Here is a 19230-nt window from a genome sequence, read left to right on the forward strand (position 1 = left end):
AAGTTTGTTCAACTTATTTTTGTTTGCTACGCACTTAACAAACTATGTAATTCTTGTTTCTCACTTTTACTTAAGCCAGTTGCATGTTCTTTGGCAAGCAATTGCTCCGTACGTTGTTCAATAAATTTGTTTAAAAAACTTTCTATTACATCAATAAACATCGATTCAGCATTTTCAGGTTCAACATGATGTTGTAAGCACATTAACTTTGTTAATTGGCTACCTTCAGTGGTCCCTCGAAAATGTTCAATAAGCTGAGCACTGTTAATTTTTGAATTTTGTTTACATAAAACTAACAGTCGATTTAGCAAAGGAATACCTGGCATATCGAGTTGTTGTAAAATAGTAATATCCGGTAATGCACTAATGATATGGGGGTGCTCAAGTAATAATGCAATAGCAAGGCGTAATGGTGTGATCTTACTTTGCTTCTTTACCGTACTCGCCTTGTTGTTTTGATTGTTCTTTTTACGTAATTCGTCTAAACGTTTTTCGTTGCCACGGGCGAATTTATTGGCTAATTCAGTCAAAATTGAATCTTTCAAGGTACTATCAGGCAGCTTATTTAAGTAAGGCTGGAAGAGCTCAATCATTTTTGATTTTCCTTCCAAAGTACTCATATTGACTTGCAGAGAAAGGTGATCAAAAAGAAAAACTGACAAGGGTGTGGCGTTATCTAGAATTTCTTCGAAAGCTTGTTGACCTTTTTCTCTGATCAACGAATCAGGGTCTTCACCGTCAGGCAAAAATACAAATTTTAAACTCGTACCATCGTTGATTAAAGGCAGGGCATTCTCCATGGCTCGCCATGCAGCATCTCGGCCTGCTCGGTCACCGTCATAACAACAGATAACTTCTTTAACGGTTCTAAATAAAGTTTGGCATTGTTCTGGGGTGGTTGATGTACCGAGCGACGCTACAGCATAGTCGACACCATGTTGTGCTAATGCCACAACATCCATGTAGCCTTCAACCACGACCAATCGAGACAATTGTTTATTGGCTTGTTTTGCTTCAAATAATCCGTAAAGTTCATGGCCTTTATGATAAATACGTGTTTCTGGAGAGTTTAAATACTTTGGCGTACCATCACCCAATACACGACCACCAAAACCAATAACGCGACCTCGCTTGTCACGAATGGGGAATTGAATACGACCTCTAAAACGATCATAAGGACGATTCTTATCGCCAGGGATTGCCATACCTAAATCTACAAGTTGCTGAGTGGTTTCAGGATTTTTGGCAAAATGGTTCATCATCCCATCCCAAGCGTCACTGATATAACCAATACCAAAGCGCTTCACCACTTCACCGCTTAAGCCGCGACCTTTTAAATAATCAATGGCGGAATCTTTATCGGTAGCAACTTTTAATTGTTGTTGATAAAAACGACTGATTTTTTCCATCAGTTCGTAATCATCTTGTTTTTGTTTATGAACTTGTTGTTGCTGCTTTAGTTGCGCAGGGCTCTGGTTATTCTGTTCACGTGGCACCTCCATATTATAATGTGAGGCAAGTTCTTCAATCGCATCAGGGAACTCTAAACGGTCAAATTCCATCAAAAAGGAAATAGCATTGCCGTGTTCTCCACAACCAAAGCAATGATAGAATTGCTTATCTTGGCTAACACTGAACGAGGGAGACTTTTCGGTATGGAATGGGCAACAAGCTTGATAATTTTTGCCGGCTTTTTTTAGCGGCACTCGAGAGTCAATTAATTCAACAATATCAGCGCGCGCTAATAAATCATCAATAAATTGTCGAGGGATCATACCAGTCATGTCTACATTTTCTTTGGTTGTTTGTGCGAAGGTTATTTTAAACCTAATTGACCTGTACTGGATAGGTGTTTTTTAACTTCTCACCCAAGTGAAACGATAAATAGGTATTATATAAAACAATAAAGCCGTGAAAATAAATTTCACGGCTTTAAAATGTACATTTTAATAAAACGAAAACAGTAAGCTTTAGTAAAATCCGTTATGCATTTAAGGTATTACGAACTTGGCCACTTACTGCGCCTAAGTCTGCTTTGCCTTGCATTAATGGTTTTAATACCGCCATTACTTTACCCATGTCAGCCATTGAAGCAGCACCGGTATCAGCAATAGTTTTTGTAATTAACTGACTAATTTCTTCACTTGAAAGTGGCTGCGGAAGAAAAAATCCTAACGCGGTTACTTCTTCAGCTTCTTTAGCAGCTAACTCATCACGACCACCGTCAGTAAACATTTTGATGGACTCTCTGCGTTGTTTAACCATTTTGGTTAAAATCACAATGATGTTCTCATCAGTTGGTTCAAGGTTATGATCGATTTCGGCTTGCTTAATTGATGAAATGGCCATACGAATAACACCAAGACGACATTTGTCTTTAGCACGCATCGCAACTTTCATTTCATCTCTGAGTTGGTCTATTAAACTCATTTATTTTACTCGATAGTCTTAAATACTACTAAGGTATCTTAGTACATGCGAACGCGGCGAGCGTTTTCACGAGAAACTTTTTTAGCAGCACGCTTAACAGCGGCAGCTTTCTTACGTTTACGTTCCCAAGTAGGCTTTTCGTAAGATTCGCGACGGCGAACTTCTGAAAGGATCCCTGCTTTTTCACATGAACGTTTAAAACGACGTAATGCAACGTCAAATGGTTCGTTTTCTCTAACTTTAATTACTGGCATGTATAACCTTAGTATGTATCTATATGATTGGTGTATCGCTTAAGCATTATTGCTTCGCAAACACCCACTCTATCAAAATTGGGTGACATATTCTAAAGCTAAGCACTAGTTAAAGTAAAGTGTAATATTTTCTAAAATTAAAATTAACTGATTTAATACCAATTTTATTATATATCCACTGACTTTCACGGGGGGAAAACGAATAATAATTTATTAAACGTTGTCGCTGACCATTATCTATTTTTCTGATAAAAAAGTAGATCACAACCTTGTTCAAATGGGTATAATAGCTAACGTATTTGGCGTTAAAATCGCTCAATAAAATGAAATAAACATTATTTAGGCTTTTAGGTTAAGGGTATTATGCGAATTTTAGGTATAGAAACATCTTGTGATGAAACGGGTATTGCTATTTATGATGACGGAGAAGGTGATTTACCTAAAGGTATTGTAGCCCATCGTTTATATAGTCAAATAGCTGTTCATGCTGACTACGGCGGAGTCGTTCCTGAATTAGCGTCACGAGACCATGTCCGTAAAACAATACCTTTAATTAAAGAAGTGTTAAAAGAAGCTAACTTAACCCCTGCTGATCTAGACGGCGTTGCTTATACTGCAGGGCCTGGTTTAGTGGGTGCATTATTAGTAGGCTGTTCAATTGGCAGAAGTTTAGCTTACGGCTGGGGACTTCCTGCTGTGCCTGTTCATCATATGGAAGGGCATTTACTCGCGCCTATGTTAGAAGAAAACGTGCCAGAGTTTCCTTTTGTTGCCCTGCTCGTTTCGGGTGGACATACTATGCTAGTGCGTGTTGACGGCATTGGTCGATATGAATTACTCGGTGAATCAGTTGACGATGCTGCGGGTGAAGCGTTTGATAAAACAGCTAAGTTACTTGGGCTTGATTACCCCGGCGGGCCTGCTTTATCGAAGATGGCTGAAAAAGGCACAAAAGGGCGTTATAAATTGCCGCGTCCAATGACAGATCGTCCAGGTTTAGATTTTAGCTTTAGTGGTTTAAAAACCGCTGCGGGTACCGTTATTCGCAAAGAAATAGCGTTACAAAAAGCACAAGGCAATGAAGGTATGGATGAACAAACTCATGCCGATGTCGCTTATGCATTTCAAGAAGCGGTTGTTGATACCTTAGCAATAAAATGTCGCCGTGCTTTGCAGCAGTGTGAGTTAAAACGTTTAGTGATTGCTGGTGGCGTTAGCGCCAACACATCGCTTCGAGAAAAATTAGCGGAAATCACTAAAAAGCTCGGTGGAGAAGTTTTTTATCCACGTCCTGAGTTTTGTACTGATAATGGCGCGATGATAGCTTATGCGGGCTTGCAACGTTTAAAAGCAGGAACAGATGCAGATTTATCGTTTAAAGCGACACCACGTTGGCCGTTAGATACTTTACCAGCGGTATAACTAGCGGTAAAGTTGGCACATTAATGACTTCATTTGGCCTTAGTAAAGGATATTTTACCTTCATCTCCTTTCATTAATCGCCAAATGTTGTCCTTGTGGCGAAAAATAATTAATACCGAAAGCATCATCACTGGGTACATATATAGAGGTTTTAATAGCCAAATATAAAAAGGCGCAAGCGATACCGTAATAATAGCGGCTAAGCTTGAATATCGGGTAAAATAAATAACACTTACCCAGGTCAGTATCAATAAACCCCCAAGATCTAAACCTATCGGTAATAATACACCCAGTGCGGTTGCAACGCCTTTTCCGCCTCTAAAGTTAAAAAATATAGGGTACATATGGCCTAAACAAGCAGCCAGTGCTATTAACCCTAAATTAAGGGGGTCTAAATCAAGGAAATAAGCGCCCCACACCGGAATAGTGCCTTTGAGGATATCAAAGACCAGCACCAGTGCAGCGATGAATTTGTTACTGATACGCAAAACATTGGTGGCGCCAGGATTGTTTGAGCCGGTAGTGCGAGGATCTGGAAGTTTTAATAGCTTACACAATAAAATAGCACTAGAAATCGAACCGACCAAATAGGCAGCAAGCATTATTATCAGTGTTACTAATAGAGCGCTAATACAAAAACCTCTCAATTCATTGTTAAAATGATGGTTAATTATAACAAGTTTTCAACAATTTTAGATATTCTAGCCTTTCATAATGTCAATGGAAATAAGTTTTTCTATCGTCTATTAATAAAAAAAATGAATTGATCCGTCAACCACTAGTTTTTATAACTTTGCACAGGTAAAATCGACCTATATTTTTAGTTGTTTTATTAAAGATGAGTGTACGTTAATGGATAAAGTTTATATTGAAGGCTTGAGTATTCAAACCACCATAGGTTTTTTCGATTGGGAAAAAGAAATCAAACAAACCTTAGTGATTGATTTAGTTATGGGGTGGGATACCGCCAAACCGGCCGAAAATGATGAGCTAGCTAAAACACTCGATTATGCCGAAATATCAGTAAAAATAGCCGAATTTGCTAATAAAAACCCCGTAGATTTAATTGAAACATTAGCAGAGCGTTTGGCTAAATTCTTAATCGAAACTTATCAGATCCCTTGGCTTAAATTAAAAGTAGCCAAGCCTAATGCGGTGCATAATGCCATCACAGTTGGCGTTGAAATTGAACGTGGTAGCCAATCAAATAACAGTAATCATGGGTAATGGCGCGTTTATATATTTCGCTTGGCAGTAATGTAGACCGTCAGCACTATTTACAAACAGGATTGACTGCCCTTGAAGCGCTGCTTGGTGAGTTAACGCTATCATCTTTATTTGCTAGTAAAGCCGTAGGATTCGACGGTGCTGAATTTTATAATATGGTGATCGGTGCGACGACCGAACTTAATATAGTACAAGTGGCTAAAGCACTCCGCGAAATTGAGCTTAACAACGGTCGAGAAATTGATGCTAAAAAATATAGCCCACGCACCTTAGATTTAGATTTATTACTGTTTGACGATCTAGTGTTGGACACTCCAGCACAAATTCCACGTGCCGAGATCACAGAAAATGCCTTTGTTTTATGGCCATTGGCTGAAGTAGCGCCAGATCTTAAACACCCCATTTTAAAAAAATCGTACCAACAGCTTTGGCAAGCTTACGATAAAACACAACAACAAATAACCACAGTAGACTTTTCTTGGTCAAGCCAATTATAAAAGTTAGATATTAAAAAATTGAATTATACATAAGGAATATAATAAGCAATGACCATTACAGAGATATTTATTTTAGCTATTCTCCAAGGATTAACGGAGTTTTTACCCGTATCAAGTTCAGCACATTTAATCTTACCCTCAGCTGTTTTAGGCTGGAAAGACCAAGGTTTAGCACTCGATGTTGCTTTGCATGTTGGAACATTACTCGCGGTTGTTTTATATTTTCGTAAAGATGTCGCGAATATGGCTGTTGCTTGGGTGGGCAGTATAAAAGGTGATAATACTAGTTTTGATGGCAAGCTTGCCTGGTGGATATTATTTGCGACTATCCCATTAGGAATATTTGGTTTGCTCGGCAAAGACTTTATCGAAGCACATTTACGTACTGCGTTGGTTATTGCTGCTACTACCTTAATTTTTGGATTTTTACTGGGTTTTGCTGACATTAAAGCGGGTAAAAGAAAAGCGACTGAGCATATTGATTTTGAAAAGCTAGGATTTAAAGGTGCTATGCTGATTGGTTTAGCACAGGCGGTAGCATTAATTCCGGGGACATCGCGTTCAGGTATAACAATGACTATCGGTTTGATGCTTGGCTTAAGTCGAGAAAATGCGGCTCGATTTTCTTTCTTATTGTCAATTCCTGCCATTGCGATGGCGGGGAGTTATTTAACATTAAAATTAATTACTGAAACGGGTCCTGTTGATTGGAATGCTATTGGTATTGGCAGTGTGTTAGCTTTTTTTAGTGCTTATGCCTGCATTCACTACTTTCTTATTCTATTGGAAAAAGTCGGTATGATGCCATTTGTTATTTATCGCTTAGTTCTGGGTGTCGCATTACTTTGGTTTGTGCTGGGTTGATTGATCTAAATCGGTGCTGCTATCGTTTAGTTAATTAGAAAAAAATAATAATAATAAATTTAAATATGCGATTTAATTTTTAAATACGCATCTAAATACAAATAAATACAAATTTAATATATAAAAGTGAGTAACGAATGAATTTATCATTAACCGAAGAACAGATGATGATTCAAGATATGGCAAAAAAATTCGCTGAAAGCGAATTAGCTCCTGTAGCGGCCGAACTTGATGAAACCCAAGATCAAACACTTTTCCTCAACAACCTTGCGCAGTTAACTGAACTGGGTTTTATGGGCTTAAATATTAAAGCAGAATATGGTGGCGTTGAAGCAGGCACGGTTGCTTTTAGCTTAGCGATAACAGAAATAGCACGCGCATGTGCAGCAACCGCAGTAACAACATCAGTGACAAATATGGTTGCTGAAGTTATTCAAGCGGTTGGTAATGAAGAGCAAAAGCAAAAATATTTACCTAAAATATGTAGTGGTGAATATAAAGCAGGTGCTTTTTGTTTAACAGAGAATGACGCCGGTTCAGATCCTGCTGGCATGAAGACCTCTGCGGTACTCGACGGTGATGCATACGTACTCAATGGCAGCAAACTCTATATTACCAGTGCCAGCTTTGCTGACATCTTTGTTGTTTGGGCGGTAACGGACGCGACCGCTCGAAAAGGTAAGGGTATTTCATGTTTCTTAGTGGAAGCAAATACACCAGGTATTACGGTCAGTAAGCCAGAAGAAAAAATGGGGCAAAAAGCATCACCTACTAATGAAGTGAGCTTTAGTAATTGTCGGATACCTGCTAGTGCCATGATGGGCAAAGAAAATAAAGGCTTTGGCGTTGCGGTCGGCGAACTTGCGGGCGGTCGAATTGGTATTGGTTCATTAGCGCTAGGCATTGGTTTAGCCGCCATGGATTACGCTCGTGCTTTTATCACTGAACGTAAGCAGTTTGGCCAAGCATTATCAAACTTCCAAGGTTTACAATGGAAACTTGCCGAACGTTACACAGATTTAGAGGCAGCCCGTTTATTGTTAATGCAAGCTGCTTATACTAAAGAACAAGGGTTACCCTTTGGTAAAGCCGCTTCTATGGCGAAGTTATTTGCCGCAGAAAAAGCGAATACTGCTTGTTATGACGCTTTGCAATTAATGGGCGGTGCCGGCTATATTAAAGAATATCCGCTTGAGCGCATGGCTCGCGACGTACGTATTACCACTATTTATGAAGGCACCAGCGAGATCCAAAAAATCATTATTGCTCGTGAGTTATTAAACGAAGTCTAATTATTATTAGACTTATATGATACGAAAGCTGAACGTCCCTTTATTGATAGGCGTTCAGCTTTTTGTATTAAGGCACTTGCGCTTTTTATAATTGCCCCAAAATATAGATTATAGACGCTCATCAATAAACTAAATGGAAGTGAATGTGACTACAAATGCCATTGAAATTACCCTAGAAAATTTTCAACAAATTATTTTAGAAGAATCAAAATCGAAGTTAGTCTTAGTTGACTTTTGGGCGGCACAGGTCCCTGAAAGTTTGGAGCTAAAAGATAAGCTAGCCATCGGCTTGCAGGGTTTTGAGCAGTATATATTATACGCCACGGTTGATTGTCAAACCCAGCAACAAATTGCCCAACAATTTGGTATTCAAGGCTTACCTACGGCGATTTTAGTGAAAGATGGCCAACCACTTGATGGTTTAACTGGGCCACAAGATGACGACAATATAAAAGAATTTTTAGCTAATCATTTACCTAAAGAAGAAGACTTATTACTCATTCAGGCGCAAAAGTTATTAGCTGATAATAATATTAATGATGCCTTCACGGTCATTAATAGTGCTTATCAACTTAATAGTGAACGTGCCGACATTAAATTAATGATGGCAGATGTTTATTTACAAACGGGTAAAATAAGCGAAGCAGAATCTTTATTAACCACTATTTTAATGGTTGACCAAGACAGTCACTATCAAGCGCTTATCGCTAAACTTGAGCTTGCCAGTCAAGCCGCGGACTCACCAGAAATTAAAGCACTAGAAGCACAGTTAGTGGACGATGTTGACAACATTGCTTTACAACATCAACTTGTTGCGCAATACAGCCAAGTCAATCGACATGAAGAAGCGTTGACGTTACTGTTTCGTTTAATGCAAAAAGACAGTAGTGATGCTGCCAGCAAAGATCTTTATCTTGATGTGTTAAAGGCTTTACCTGATGGTGATCCATTAGCCAATAAATTTCGCAGAAAACTGTATACCTTAATGTATTAAATCATTACTTGGCAGTAGATGCGTGACACTGATTATTTCAGTGTTACGCACTTTGTGAAAGGTGAGGTTTTACTCTCAAGCTGACAATATGGCTTTAAGTCTATGATGGTTTTAATTTACCCACGAACGTTTTTCTAAATTTTGCGAGCTTAGGCGAAACAATCGCCTGACAGTAAGGATTACCAGGATTATTATTGAAATAGTCTTGATGAACATCTTCACCAGAAAAGAACTCTGACGCTTGAGTTACTTCGGTCACAACCGCTGAGCTATACATATTGCTGGCGTCGACTTCTTTAATAATATCTTCAGCAATTTGCTGTTGTTCTTTGTTGTGATAAAAAATCCCTGAGCGATACTGGGTTCCTATATCGTTACCTTGACGATTTAATTGGCTGGCATCGTGTAGCGTGAAAAACACTTCTAATATTTCACGAGAAGTGATCGCTGCGCTATCAAAAGTTAACTGCACGACTTCTGCATGACCGGTTTGACCCGAGCAAACGTCTTCATAAGTTGCTAGCGCTGCGCTACCGCCCATATAACCTGATACGGCAGATTTAATGCCGATTAATTGGTTGTATGCACCTTCAATACACCAAAAGCAACCGCCTGCCAGGGTGATTTTTTCTTCATGTGATGACATTAAAATAAACCTTAATAAATTTGATTAAAATAACTGTATAACAATAGACGTTTAGATGTCTATATGTTTTTATCTGAAATTTAAAATAAACTGTTTTTGATCAGTTAAAATTATAAAAATTAGCGTAACATCAACAAATACGATTAACCAATATAAAAATATTATGTCTTTATTTTTTAGAAAGTTTAACCAAGTTCGCACCGTTCTTTTATTGCGCAGTGCGGCAATTATTATTCAGCTGATATTAATACTTTTTGTTAATGGCGTTTTAAACTATCAGCTGCCTTGGTTACCGCTCATTATTGTTATTTCAATTGAAGCTTTATTTACGTTAGTCAGCTATTTATATTATAAATCTGGGAAAGAAGCCGATAAGCTCGCCTTACTTGGGCAGATTTGCGCTGATATCTTATTTCTCTCACTTATTTTGTATTTTAGCGGCGGAGCAACTAATGCTTTTGTCTCGTTATTACTTATTCCTATTGCTATTGCTGCTGTGACGTTAACACCGTTATTACTTGGAAGTGTCGCACTATTCGCGATTGCTTCATACAGTGTTTTATTGTGGTTATTACCCATGTCAGTAATGCATGGCAATATGCAAAGCCACTTTATTGGTATGTGGATCAACTTTCTCTTTTCTAGCATTGTTGTTGCAACCGTTGTTGGCCAAATGGCACGAAGAATTTCTCAAAAAGAACAGGCGATAGCTGCTTTTCGGGAAGAGCAATTAAAGCAAGAAAAAATTATGTCATTAGGGGTCGCTTCTGCGCAAATAACTCATCAGCTCGCTACTCCCATAGCAACTGTACAGCTGCTTGTCGATGAACTCAGTGAAGAGCTACCTGAGCACCCAGCGATTGTTGACCTACAAGGACAGTTATTACGTTGTAGCAGAAGTTTAGCTGAGTTTCGTAAAATGGTTTTTGAGATTAAAGAGCAAAAGTCAAAAGAGGTACTTTGTGCTGATATTGTGCAAGAAATGCGTGATCATATTAACTTAAATTATCCTGATGTTAGGGTGAACTTTTTGTCTGAGACGCACCAATCAATACTCAGTGAAAACGCTAAAGTATTGGCTGATGCTTCATTATTGCCAGCGATTTTAAATTTAGTTAATAATGCTATTCGAGCCACTAAAGCCAGCGGTAGTGATAAAATTGAGTTATCTAGCTTGTTTGATGAAAAAAATTGGCAACTCAGTATTCGTGATTTTGGTTGTGGTTTTACCCAATTAACACTAAGTGAGTTAGGCGTTAAACCCGTAAACAGCAAGCAAGGATTAGGTATGGCGGTATTTTTGAGTCATGCAAGTTTAGAGCGATTAGGTGTGACACTTACCTTAACCAATCACGTTGCCGGTGGCGCATTAGTAACGTTGAAGTTACCGTTAGTGGTTAATGATATGCAGGAAAAAAGTGAATGAAATTATTAATTGTTGAAGATGACAGTACCTTTGCTAATACGCTTAAAAGGCGTATGGAAAAACATGGCTACAGCTGTTGGTTGGCCGATAATATTAACGATGCATTATTAACCTGTCATCGTCAATTACCTGAATTCATATTGCTCGATATGAAACTCCATCATGAAAGTGGCTTAAATTTGATTAATCCGATGAGGAAGCTATTGCCAAAGAGTCGTATTATTTTGTTAACCGGTTTTGCCAGTATCGCTACTGCCGTTGACGCAATAAAGCTTGGCGCAGATGATTACTTAACCAAGCCGGTCGATACACAGACTTTATTATCGGCTTTAGCTAAAAACGCTAACAGTTCGTCGCTAAAAAAATCAACATTGGCTGCAAATTCAGCAACAAACATTATAAATGAGCCAACGTTGTCAACCGAGCAGGTTGAATGGGAGTATATTCAACAAGTCTTAAAATTTAATAATGGTAATGTTTCAGCAACGGCTCGTCAGCTTTCAATGCACCGCAGAACCCTACAACGCAAGCTACAGAAAAAACCAACGGTTAATGGCGAAGTTGATTAACCTTAGTTTTCAATATTATAAGCAATATGCTGGTGAAACCTTAACGTTAATTCATCTTTATTAATGGGGATTTCGAGTTCGGTCGCTAATAAACGCATTGCCTGTTCTATTTGGTTAATAAACTTGCCATAGCCGCTGTGCTGGGAATCTTCTGCGGTAGCCACAAAGATAAGTTGAACGTTATCAACTAACTCATCGGCTTTCCATTTACTCACCAAGCCACAGGGACTCTGTTTAGGGTTATAACCTAACATTTGTAACTCACCCATCTTAGAAATTATTTCATGCAAACTATGTCGGACAATGGGGACTAAACCATTAGCGATTAACGCCCCATTATTTAAATTAAAACGCTTAGCCACCAGTGAAAAAGTATCAGTTAAATAAGTATAAAGCGGATTGTATGGATCTTTAGAATTGGCATCAATGTCGACTAAACCCAATAAACGATTATCAATCGTTAGATTAATTACCGCATAACTTATTGCCGATGCGTTCGGTGTTATAACAACGTTTTGTGATTTATAGCGTTCATCAATCGGCCGTAACTTATGTGCTTGTGTGCCTAAGCAGCCTTTATTTTTAGCAAATAAATCATAGGTAAGATGTTGATGATCACGTAAACGTATCGCTTGGTTAGGTAATTTTGTTTGCTCGATAAAACTATGCAGTAACCGAGTCACTTTTTGATGAAATGCCGCGGCATTAAAACGAATGTCGTCGCCAGAGGCTAAAAACAGCAGGGTGATCTTTTTTGCGCGAATACTGGCATCAAAAAAAGAATTTTGTAATTGATGATTTTGAGGATCGTAATAAAATAAAATTTGCTGGCTGGTTTGCCATTGGTGCATTTCTTGACTGTAGCGAACGCGAACTAATTTATCGTTAGCAATAAATAAGCTACTTTGTATCGCATAGTCATTACTTAGCGTAAATAATAATTGTGATAAACTTTGATAAAAATCATAGTAAGGTTGAGTGCTATGCGTTGAAATATTTGGAGAAATTAACTCTATTAATTCATCGGTAATGGCAAACTCAGCTAAAATATATTGGTTATCTCGCGCATTTGAAGGAATATAAGCTTTGTGCGCCGCACTGCGTTTTCTTATTATAGACATGTTCGTTCCCTGTTTGAAGTTAGTCGATAAACTTAGGATGATTATAAATAGACCTTGTGACACTTTTATGATGTTAAAAGGTTTTGAGTTATTATCTCGACAAGAAAATTTAATAAGTAGAGAAACTATGTTTTCAGATCAACAAGCTTTGCTCGATGCTGTAAATCAAATAATGCCTTTTGGAAAATATGCAGGTAGACCCTTACTAAAATTGCCAGAGCCTTACTTAGTGTGGTTTAAATCAAAAGGTTTTCCTGAAGGTAAGCTAGGACAGCAACTTGAATTAATTTACGAAATAAAACTCAATGGTCTTGAAGGCATGTTAGAACCACTGTTACGCTCAAGTCGCTTAGGTATTCCACAACATTAAAATAATTTTTTATATAAAAATAACTTTTAATAATCATAGGTAATAACGCTTGTTGCTAACAAATTGTTTTATTTATTTAATCTTATAATTAGGATTTTTTCAGCTCTCAATCATTAACTGTCGAACACTTTTTAATCGTAATTTTACTTGATTTAGCCTCTTGCTTATTCTTAACTGAATTGTCGACTGCTGTTTTATTCGACAAGTATTAATAAGTATCACCAAGACAATGATGGAGAGTTATCGATGCAAACAAAGAAAAGAGATCGTCTAGGCAGAGCACATTCCAATGGTTATAAAGCAGGCCTCACCGGAAAAACAAAAGAAAAATGTCCTTATCAAAATACAGATGCAAAATCAGAATGGCTAGGGGGTTGGCGTGATGCGTTAACGGATAAAAATCTAGGACTATTCAAGTTATAAGTTAACATCTTATTTTTAATAAAAAGGAGCCCTTTGCTGATGTTTACTAAGGGCTGTATCTTTTTTTAGTTAACCTTATGCTTGTTCAGGCAACTGCCAGTTTATCGGAGTCATATTTTTTGATTGTAACCATTGGTTGGTTTTTGAGAAATGCTGACAGCCAAAAAAACCGCGATATGCCGATAAAGGTGAAGGATGTGGCCCGTTTAATACAAAATGCTTTTCGGTATTAATGTTTTTTCCTTTCTTTTGCGCATGAGCTCCCCAAAGTAAGAATACACAACCGCTACTTTCTTGATTAATGTGCTTTATTACTGCATCAGTAAATGTTTCCCAACCTAACTTAGCATGAGAATGAGCCTGTGCTTGTTTGACGGTTAAAACCGTATTCAGTAATAACACCCCTTGCTCTGCCCACTGCGTTAAGCAACCGTGGCTTGGCTTATTAAAGTCAGCAAACTCATTAACAAGCTCTTTATAAATATTGACTAATGAAGGTGGGACGTTAATGCCGGGTTGCACAGAAAAAGCGAGTCCGTGAGCTTGATCTTCACCGTGGTAGGGATCTTGCCCTAAAATAACCACTTTAGTGTCTTTAATATCTTGATAACAAAAAGCATTAAAAATATCGTTTTGCGCAGGAAAGATAACTTCGCCCTTTGCTCGTTGTTGAGAAATTACTTGGTTTAGTTCGATGAAATATGGCTTGGCTTGTTCTTGATTAATAAGTTGTTGCCATTGCGGCTTAATATTTTGATTTATCATGAGGTATAAAAATGGCCGTTAATCTAAATTAACGACCATTATAAACGTGTTTTTAACTGAACGAAATTAGTGATCGTTTAATAATAAATAATCACGTAAGTCGCTAAAGTTAGCGGCCATATCTTTTGATAAAATGGTTTCGCTGGCGCAGTCAGCAAGCTCTTTTGGTAGACCGATTGGTTGTCCTAAAATACTTTCAACCACCTCTTTGAATTTTGCTGGGTGTGCGGTGCCTAAAAACACACCAAATTCACCTTCATCTGCATTGTACTGTAACGCTTTATAGGCAACGGCTGCATGTGGTTCACTGATGTAACCCAGCTTGGCTAACTGTAAAACAGTTGACTGTGTTTGTTCTTCATCAATTGAAACTGAACTAATACAATCGCTAGGAACTATGCCAGACTTTAGCATATGTTCAACGCGAGGCCAGTTGTTAGGATCGCTAACATCCATAGCATTTGAAATTGTCGCTACAGTAGCATTAGGCGTCCACTCACCTGTTTTTAGGTAACGAGGCACAGTATCGTTGGCATTTGTTGCCGCAATAAATCTTTTTATCGGTAAACCGAGTGCTTTAGCAAATAAACCAGCGGTTAAGTTACCAAAGTTACCACTGGGAATCGATACCACAACATCGTTTAATTCGCTTTTACACTTTTGACGAGATAACTGTGCAAACCCTTCAAAGTAGTAACATACCTGAGCTAATAAGCGGCTGATATTTATTGAGTTAGCTGAATTTAAACCTATAGTAGTAGCTAGCTCTCTATCATCGAATGACTTTTTAACTAACGCCTGACAATCATCAAAACTCCCGTCAATAGCGAGTGTTTCAATATTGCCGCCTAAGGTCGTAAACATTTTTTCTTGTAGCAGGCTGATTTTTCCTTTCGGATATAAGATCACCACACGAATATTTTCAATGTTATGAAAAGCATGAGCAACCGCCGCGCCTGTGTCACCTGAGGTCGCCGTTAATATAGTGATCTTTTTATCTTTGCTAAAAACTTGCAAACATTTAGCCATAAAACGCGCGCCAAAATCTTTAAAGGCGAGTGTTGGACCATGAAAAAGCTCTAATATAGCTCTGTCTTTATTGATGGGTTGAATTTGTGCTGGAAAGTTAAAAGCACTGGTCACAATCTCAGTTAATTGCGCTTTAGTTAAATCACCTTCTACAAACGGGTAGAGGACATGTACACTTCTTTCAACTAAAGGCATAGCGAGTAATTCATCGATATTATCTAACACTGGGATTGTTTCAGGAAAAAAGAGTCCCTGATTTTTTCCTAGTCCTTGCTTAACCGCACCAGCAAAACTGACTTGTTCATCGTTTTCTTTTAAATTATAAAATTTCACAACATATTCCTAATAAATTTGGTATTTTTAATAAAGTGATTAAGCGGGCAATCTCTCAGCACCCGTTAAGTCAACCTGACAGACATGAACAAAACCTGAGTCTGTTTGTAAATAATTTTTTTGTAACCAAAGCGCGCTATCTTGGGCTTTTTCAAGCGAATCACAGACACAAAATAAGGTAGGCCCTGATCCTGAAATGCCTACAGCTAAATGACCTTGAGCGCTTAAATAGTCTTTAGCTTCGATAAATTTTGGTAACAAGTGCTGACGATAAGGCTCTGCAAGTACATCTTTGAGTACTGAAAATGCTTGTTGTTTATCATTACGGTGGCAAGCATCAACAAAAGTTGCTAAATTTTGTCCGAAAGTAATGGCGTCAGCACGACTGTATTGCTTGGGTAAAACATCGCGCGCAGCTTTCGTTGAGACATTAATACCTGGGTAAGCCATTACGTAGTAGCAATGATCAAATAGGGGCAAACTCTGGCTAATAAGCTGTTTGTCTGGCACCATTAATTGCAAACCACCTAAATAACATGGTGCGACATTGTCGTAATGCAAACTGCCACTTATTTTTGCCTCCATTTGACCCATCATAAATAACAGTGTTTTTTCATCAAAATATTGCTGATAGAATTCATTGAGTGCGACCAGAGCTGCGACTACAGAACAAGCACTTGAGCCCAAACCACTGCCAACCGGCATCTTTTTATCTAGTGTTAGTTGTACTTTTTTAACCGCTTGTTGCGCTTTTTCAAGTGCTAGGTTGTATAGCTCTAGACAATGCCAAACAATATTGTCTGTGGCCTTACCCGGTAGTTTATTGGCAAATTCACCAATCACAATCAGCTTATTCTCTGTGGCTGACTCTATAGTAACTACATCACCTAATAAAGTACCATCAATGGGCTTAACCGCTAGACCTAAAACATCAAAGCCAACGTTTAGGTTGCCTATTGATGCGGGAGCAAAAACAGATATAGTCATTAGTGCTGTTGCTCCCATGCTAATGTTCTTAATAGATCACCAAACACACCGGCGGCGGTAACCGCAGCACCTGCGCCATAACCGCGTAATACAAACGGTAGTGGTTGGTAATAACGGCTATGTATTGCTAACGCATTTTCACCATCTTTAACACTATAAAGTGGATGATCATTGGCAACAGCTTCAATGGCAACTTTACATTTTCCATCAACTATATTGCCGATATAACGTAAAACTTTACCTTCAGCTTTTGCGACTTTTACTCGTTGAGAAAATTCATCATCTATTTTCGCTAAGTTCTTCATAAATTCACTGACATCACCACTCGCATCAAAGTTTGCAGGTAACACTGACTCTATAGAGATATCTGATAACTCAAGCGGTATTCCTGCTTCACGCGCCATGATTAACAATTTACGCGCTACGTCCATACCGCTTAAATCGTCACGAGGGTCAGGCTCGGTAAAGCCATTTTCTTTGGCGATAGCGGTGGCTTGAGAAACGGTCATACCTTCTTCTAGTTTTCCAAACATATAGGAAAGTGAACCAGACAATATCCCTTCAAAACGTACTAATTCATCACCCGCTTTTAGCAAGCTTTGTAAGGTATCAATTACGGGTAAGCCAGCACCAACTGTTGTTTCATATAAGAAGCGACGGTTAGACTTCTGTGCTGCACTGCGCAACGCTTGATAGTATTGCCAAGAGTCAGTATTGGCTTTTTTATTTGGCGTTACAATATTAAAACCCTCTTCAAGGTACTCTACATAGCTCATCGCTAAAGATTCACTAGATGTTGAGTCGACTAATACCGGATTAATCAGATGATTCTCGCGGACAAAAGCCTTGATGTTTTCAACATTTACTGGAACAGCGTCACTTTTCATTTCTGCTTGCCAGTTATCTAAATCAATACCTTCAGTATTAAAAACCATACCTTTACTGTTAGCAATACCATACACCTTTAAAGAAATATTTTGCTTTTTAAGCTTAGGTTGTTGACGAGCAATTTGCGCAAGAAGCTCGCTACCAACGACGCCGCAGCCAACAAGGAATACATCAATAGTGGGTTTGTGGGTGAAGAAATTTTGATGACTGACTTTCATTGCATCAGTACATTTACGTTTTTCTACCACAACAGAAATACTACGCTCTGACGAATCTTGGGCAATAGCGATGACATTGACACGCGCTTGGGCTAATGAACTGAAAAACTTAGCAGCAACTCCTTGTTGATGATGCATACCGTCACCAACCAGAGAAATAATCGATAATTCATGTTGTAACTTCAACGGTTCAAGTAAACCATTGAGTAACTCTAGTTCGAACTCTTGTTGTAAGCTTAGTTCGGCTAATTCAGCATCGCTGGTGTGAATACAAAAACTGATACAGTATTCGCTGGAAGACTGGCTAATTAAGACTAAAGAAATTTTTTCTTGACTCATAGTGGCAAATACACGACTGGCCATGCCAACCATGCCTTTCATGCCCGGTCCTGATACATTGACCATGGTTAAATCATCAAGATTAGATATCGCTTTAACTTTTTTAGTTTGATCATCCTCGTTAGATATTAAGGTTCCTGGCGCAGCAGGATTACCGGTATTTTTAATCAAACAAGGAATATGAAATTGAGCGATGGGGCCAATCGTTTTTGGGTGTAGCACGCTAGCACCAAAATATGAAAGCTCCATCGCTTCTTGATACGACAAATAATCAAGTAATTTTGCTTCCTTTATTAGACGAGGATCTGCGTTAAACACACCATCAACATCCGTCCATATTTCACAACACTCAGCTTGAGCACAAACCGCGAGAACAGCGGCAGAGTAATCAGAACCATTGCGGCCAAGCGTTGTTACTTGTCCTTGTTTGTTAACACCGATGAAACCCGGCATTAAGGCAACTTTATTGAGATTGTTGTAATGGTTTTCGAAGTTTTCTTTTGATAAGACTAAATCAGCGACTGCATTAAGAGACGCATCGTTGGTGATTAAAAATTTTTCTGGTTCAATAACAGACGTTTTAATACTTTGTGCGTTCAACACAGATTCGAGCAAGGCAACACTTAAACGCTCACCTATGCTGATAATTATAGCGCGGATATGATCCGGGCAATAAGACAACATAGTCGCACCCTGTAGATAACGTGAAAGCTTATGCTCCCAGTTTATAAGGACTTGCTCTGCATGTAATGGGCTGAATTTTGGTAAACTGGCACCAAGATCATCAATAATGGTTATAATAGCTTTTCTGAAGTGTTCTAAATCATTCTGTAATTTTATTTCATCACTAATATTCTCTGCCATAGCCACTAAATGGTTGGTTACGCCTTGTGGGGCGGAAACAACGACGGCAACGGCAGAATCGTTACTTTTGTCAGCTATAATTTTGGCAACTTGCACAAAACGTTCTGCTGACCCTAGAGATGAACCGCCAAACTTTAATACACGCATTTTACTTCCTTTTTATTGTAAATTCTTTGCGAGCCAAAGAACTTGCAATGATTAAAACCTTAAAACAAAAAAAAGCCCGGAACCTAAGGGGTCACGGGCTTTTATTTATGTGTTTTTTACACGTC

The 19230-nt window shown here is 38.5% G+C and carries 20 protein-coding genes; 10 read left to right on the forward strand and 10 right to left on the reverse strand.

Annotated elements, in window-relative coordinates:
- Window positions 1–26: 26 nt before the first annotated feature.
- The 3 genes from dnaG to rpsU form a co-directional block, all read right to left on the reverse strand.
- A complete protein-coding gene (dnaG, locus tag H4J76_RS01025; protein WP_182221176.1) occupies window positions 27–1784 on the reverse strand; it encodes a DNA primase in 1758 nt (585 codons plus the stop codon).
- 199 nt (window positions 1785–1983) lie between these two features.
- A complete protein-coding gene (locus H4J76_RS01030; RefSeq protein WP_182218037.1) occupies window positions 1984–2430 on the reverse strand; it encodes a GatB/YqeY domain-containing protein in 447 nt (148 codons plus the stop codon).
- A 38-nt stretch (window positions 2431–2468) separates the two neighbouring features.
- A complete protein-coding gene (rpsU, locus tag H4J76_RS01035; protein WP_011045067.1) occupies window positions 2469–2684 on the reverse strand; it encodes a 30S ribosomal protein S21 in 216 nt (71 codons plus the stop codon).
- A gap of 363 nt (window positions 2685–3047) precedes the next feature.
- Between rpsU and tsaD the strand changes: the two genes are divergently transcribed.
- Window positions 3048–4106 (forward strand): tRNA (adenosine(37)-N6)-threonylcarbamoyltransferase complex transferase subunit TsaD, encoded by a 1059-nt coding sequence (gene tsaD, locus H4J76_RS01040; RefSeq protein WP_070374848.1) that lies wholly within the window; start codon window positions 3048–3050, stop codon window positions 4104–4106.
- Between the two features lie 29 nt (window positions 4107–4135).
- Here tsaD and plsY read toward each other — a convergent pair whose 3' ends face one another.
- Entirely contained in the window at window positions 4136–4738 is a 603-nt protein-coding gene (gene plsY / locus H4J76_RS01045; protein WP_310650681.1) for a glycerol-3-phosphate 1-O-acyltransferase PlsY, read from the reverse strand.
- Window positions 4739–4958: 220 nt separating this feature from the next.
- Between plsY and folB the strand changes: the two genes are divergently transcribed.
- The 5 genes from folB (at window position 4959) to H4J76_RS01070 (ending at window position 8980) form a co-directional block, all read left to right on the forward strand.
- Window positions 4959–5333, forward strand: a complete 375-nt coding sequence (gene folB / locus H4J76_RS01050; protein WP_182218033.1) for a dihydroneopterin aldolase — start codon at window positions 4959–4961, stop codon at window positions 5331–5333.
- Complete coding sequence (folK, locus tag H4J76_RS01055; RefSeq protein ID WP_070374845.1) at window positions 5333–5830, forward strand: 2-amino-4-hydroxy-6-hydroxymethyldihydropteridine diphosphokinase; 498 nt, start codon at window positions 5333–5335, stop codon at window positions 5828–5830. Before folB ends, folK begins: the two co-directional genes overlap by 1 nt.
- 48 nt (window positions 5831–5878) lie before the next feature.
- Window positions 5879–6694 carry an undecaprenyl-diphosphate phosphatase gene (locus tag H4J76_RS01060; protein WP_182221174.1) on the forward strand — a complete coding sequence of 272 codons (816 nt, stop codon included), beginning with the start codon at window positions 5879–5881 and terminating at the stop codon, window positions 6692–6694.
- A 137-nt stretch (window positions 6695–6831) separates the two neighbouring features.
- Window positions 6832–7986, forward strand: coding sequence for an acyl-CoA dehydrogenase family protein (locus H4J76_RS01065; protein WP_070374843.1), 1155 nt, complete (start codon window positions 6832–6834; stop codon window positions 7984–7986).
- Between the two features lie 145 nt (window positions 7987–8131).
- The gene (locus tag H4J76_RS01070) at window positions 8132–8980 is read left to right on the forward strand and encodes a tetratricopeptide repeat protein (RefSeq protein WP_310733497.1); all 849 of its coding nucleotides are present in this window, start codon (window positions 8132–8134) and stop codon (window positions 8978–8980) included.
- A 100-nt stretch (window positions 8981–9080) separates the two neighbouring features.
- On the opposite strand, the gene msrA is transcribed toward H4J76_RS01070, so the two are convergent.
- The gene (gene msrA, locus H4J76_RS01075; protein WP_182221173.1) at window positions 9081–9626 is read right to left on the reverse strand and encodes a peptide-methionine (S)-S-oxide reductase MsrA; all 546 of its coding nucleotides are present in this window, start codon (window positions 9624–9626) and stop codon (window positions 9081–9083) included.
- Between the two features lie 163 nt (window positions 9627–9789).
- Between msrA and H4J76_RS01080 the strand changes: the two genes are divergently transcribed.
- Complete coding sequence (locus H4J76_RS01080) at window positions 9790–11052, forward strand: HAMP domain-containing sensor histidine kinase (protein WP_182229940.1); 1263 nt, start codon at window positions 9790–9792, stop codon at window positions 11050–11052.
- Window positions 11049–11621, forward strand: a complete 573-nt coding sequence (locus tag H4J76_RS01085; RefSeq protein WP_182221171.1) for a response regulator transcription factor — start codon at window positions 11049–11051, stop codon at window positions 11619–11621. The genes H4J76_RS01080 and H4J76_RS01085 overlap by 4 nt, the downstream gene beginning before the upstream one ends.
- Window positions 11622–11623: 2 nt before the next feature.
- Here H4J76_RS01085 and H4J76_RS01090 read toward each other — a convergent pair whose 3' ends face one another.
- Window positions 11624–12742, reverse strand: a complete 1119-nt coding sequence (locus H4J76_RS01090) for a DUF3083 family protein (protein WP_182213216.1) — start codon at window positions 12740–12742, stop codon at window positions 11624–11626.
- Window positions 12743–12869: 127 nt separating this feature from the next.
- On the opposite strand from H4J76_RS01090, the gene H4J76_RS01095 reads away from it, so the two are divergent.
- A complete protein-coding gene (locus tag H4J76_RS01095; protein ID WP_070374839.1) occupies window positions 12870–13112 on the forward strand; it encodes a DUF3820 family protein in 243 nt (80 codons plus the stop codon).
- A gap of 246 nt (window positions 13113–13358) precedes the next feature.
- Window positions 13359–13535: a ribosome modulation factor gene (rmf, locus tag H4J76_RS01100; protein ID WP_070374838.1), complete on the forward strand. Its 177-nt coding sequence runs from the start codon at window positions 13359–13361 to the stop codon at window positions 13533–13535.
- A 75-nt stretch (window positions 13536–13610) separates the two neighbouring features.
- Here the strand turns inward: rmf and ung are convergent, their stop codons facing one another.
- From ung to thrA, 4 genes are all read right to left on the reverse strand, one after another.
- Window positions 13611–14300, reverse strand: a complete 690-nt coding sequence (ung, locus tag H4J76_RS01105) for a uracil-DNA glycosylase (RefSeq protein ID WP_182213218.1) — start codon at window positions 14298–14300, stop codon at window positions 13611–13613.
- A gap of 66 nt (window positions 14301–14366) precedes the next feature.
- On the reverse strand, window positions 14367–15662 hold the full coding sequence (gene thrC / locus H4J76_RS01110) for a threonine synthase (RefSeq protein ID WP_070374836.1): 1296 nt from the start codon (window positions 15660–15662) through the stop codon (window positions 14367–14369).
- 39 nt (window positions 15663–15701) lie between these two features.
- Window positions 15702–16649, reverse strand: coding sequence for a homoserine kinase (gene thrB, locus H4J76_RS01115; RefSeq protein ID WP_182213220.1), 948 nt, complete (start codon window positions 16647–16649; stop codon window positions 15702–15704).
- On the reverse strand, window positions 16649–19105 hold the full coding sequence (gene thrA / locus H4J76_RS01120; protein WP_182213221.1) for a bifunctional aspartate kinase/homoserine dehydrogenase I: 2457 nt from the start codon (window positions 19103–19105) through the stop codon (window positions 16649–16651). The genes thrB and thrA overlap by 1 nt, the downstream gene beginning before the upstream one ends.
- Window positions 19106–19230 lie beyond the last annotated feature (125 nt).

The sequence above is a fragment of the Colwellia sp. BRX9-1 genome (assembly GCF_014077195.1).
Lineage (GTDB): Bacteria > Pseudomonadota > Gammaproteobacteria > Enterobacterales > Alteromonadaceae > Colwellia_A.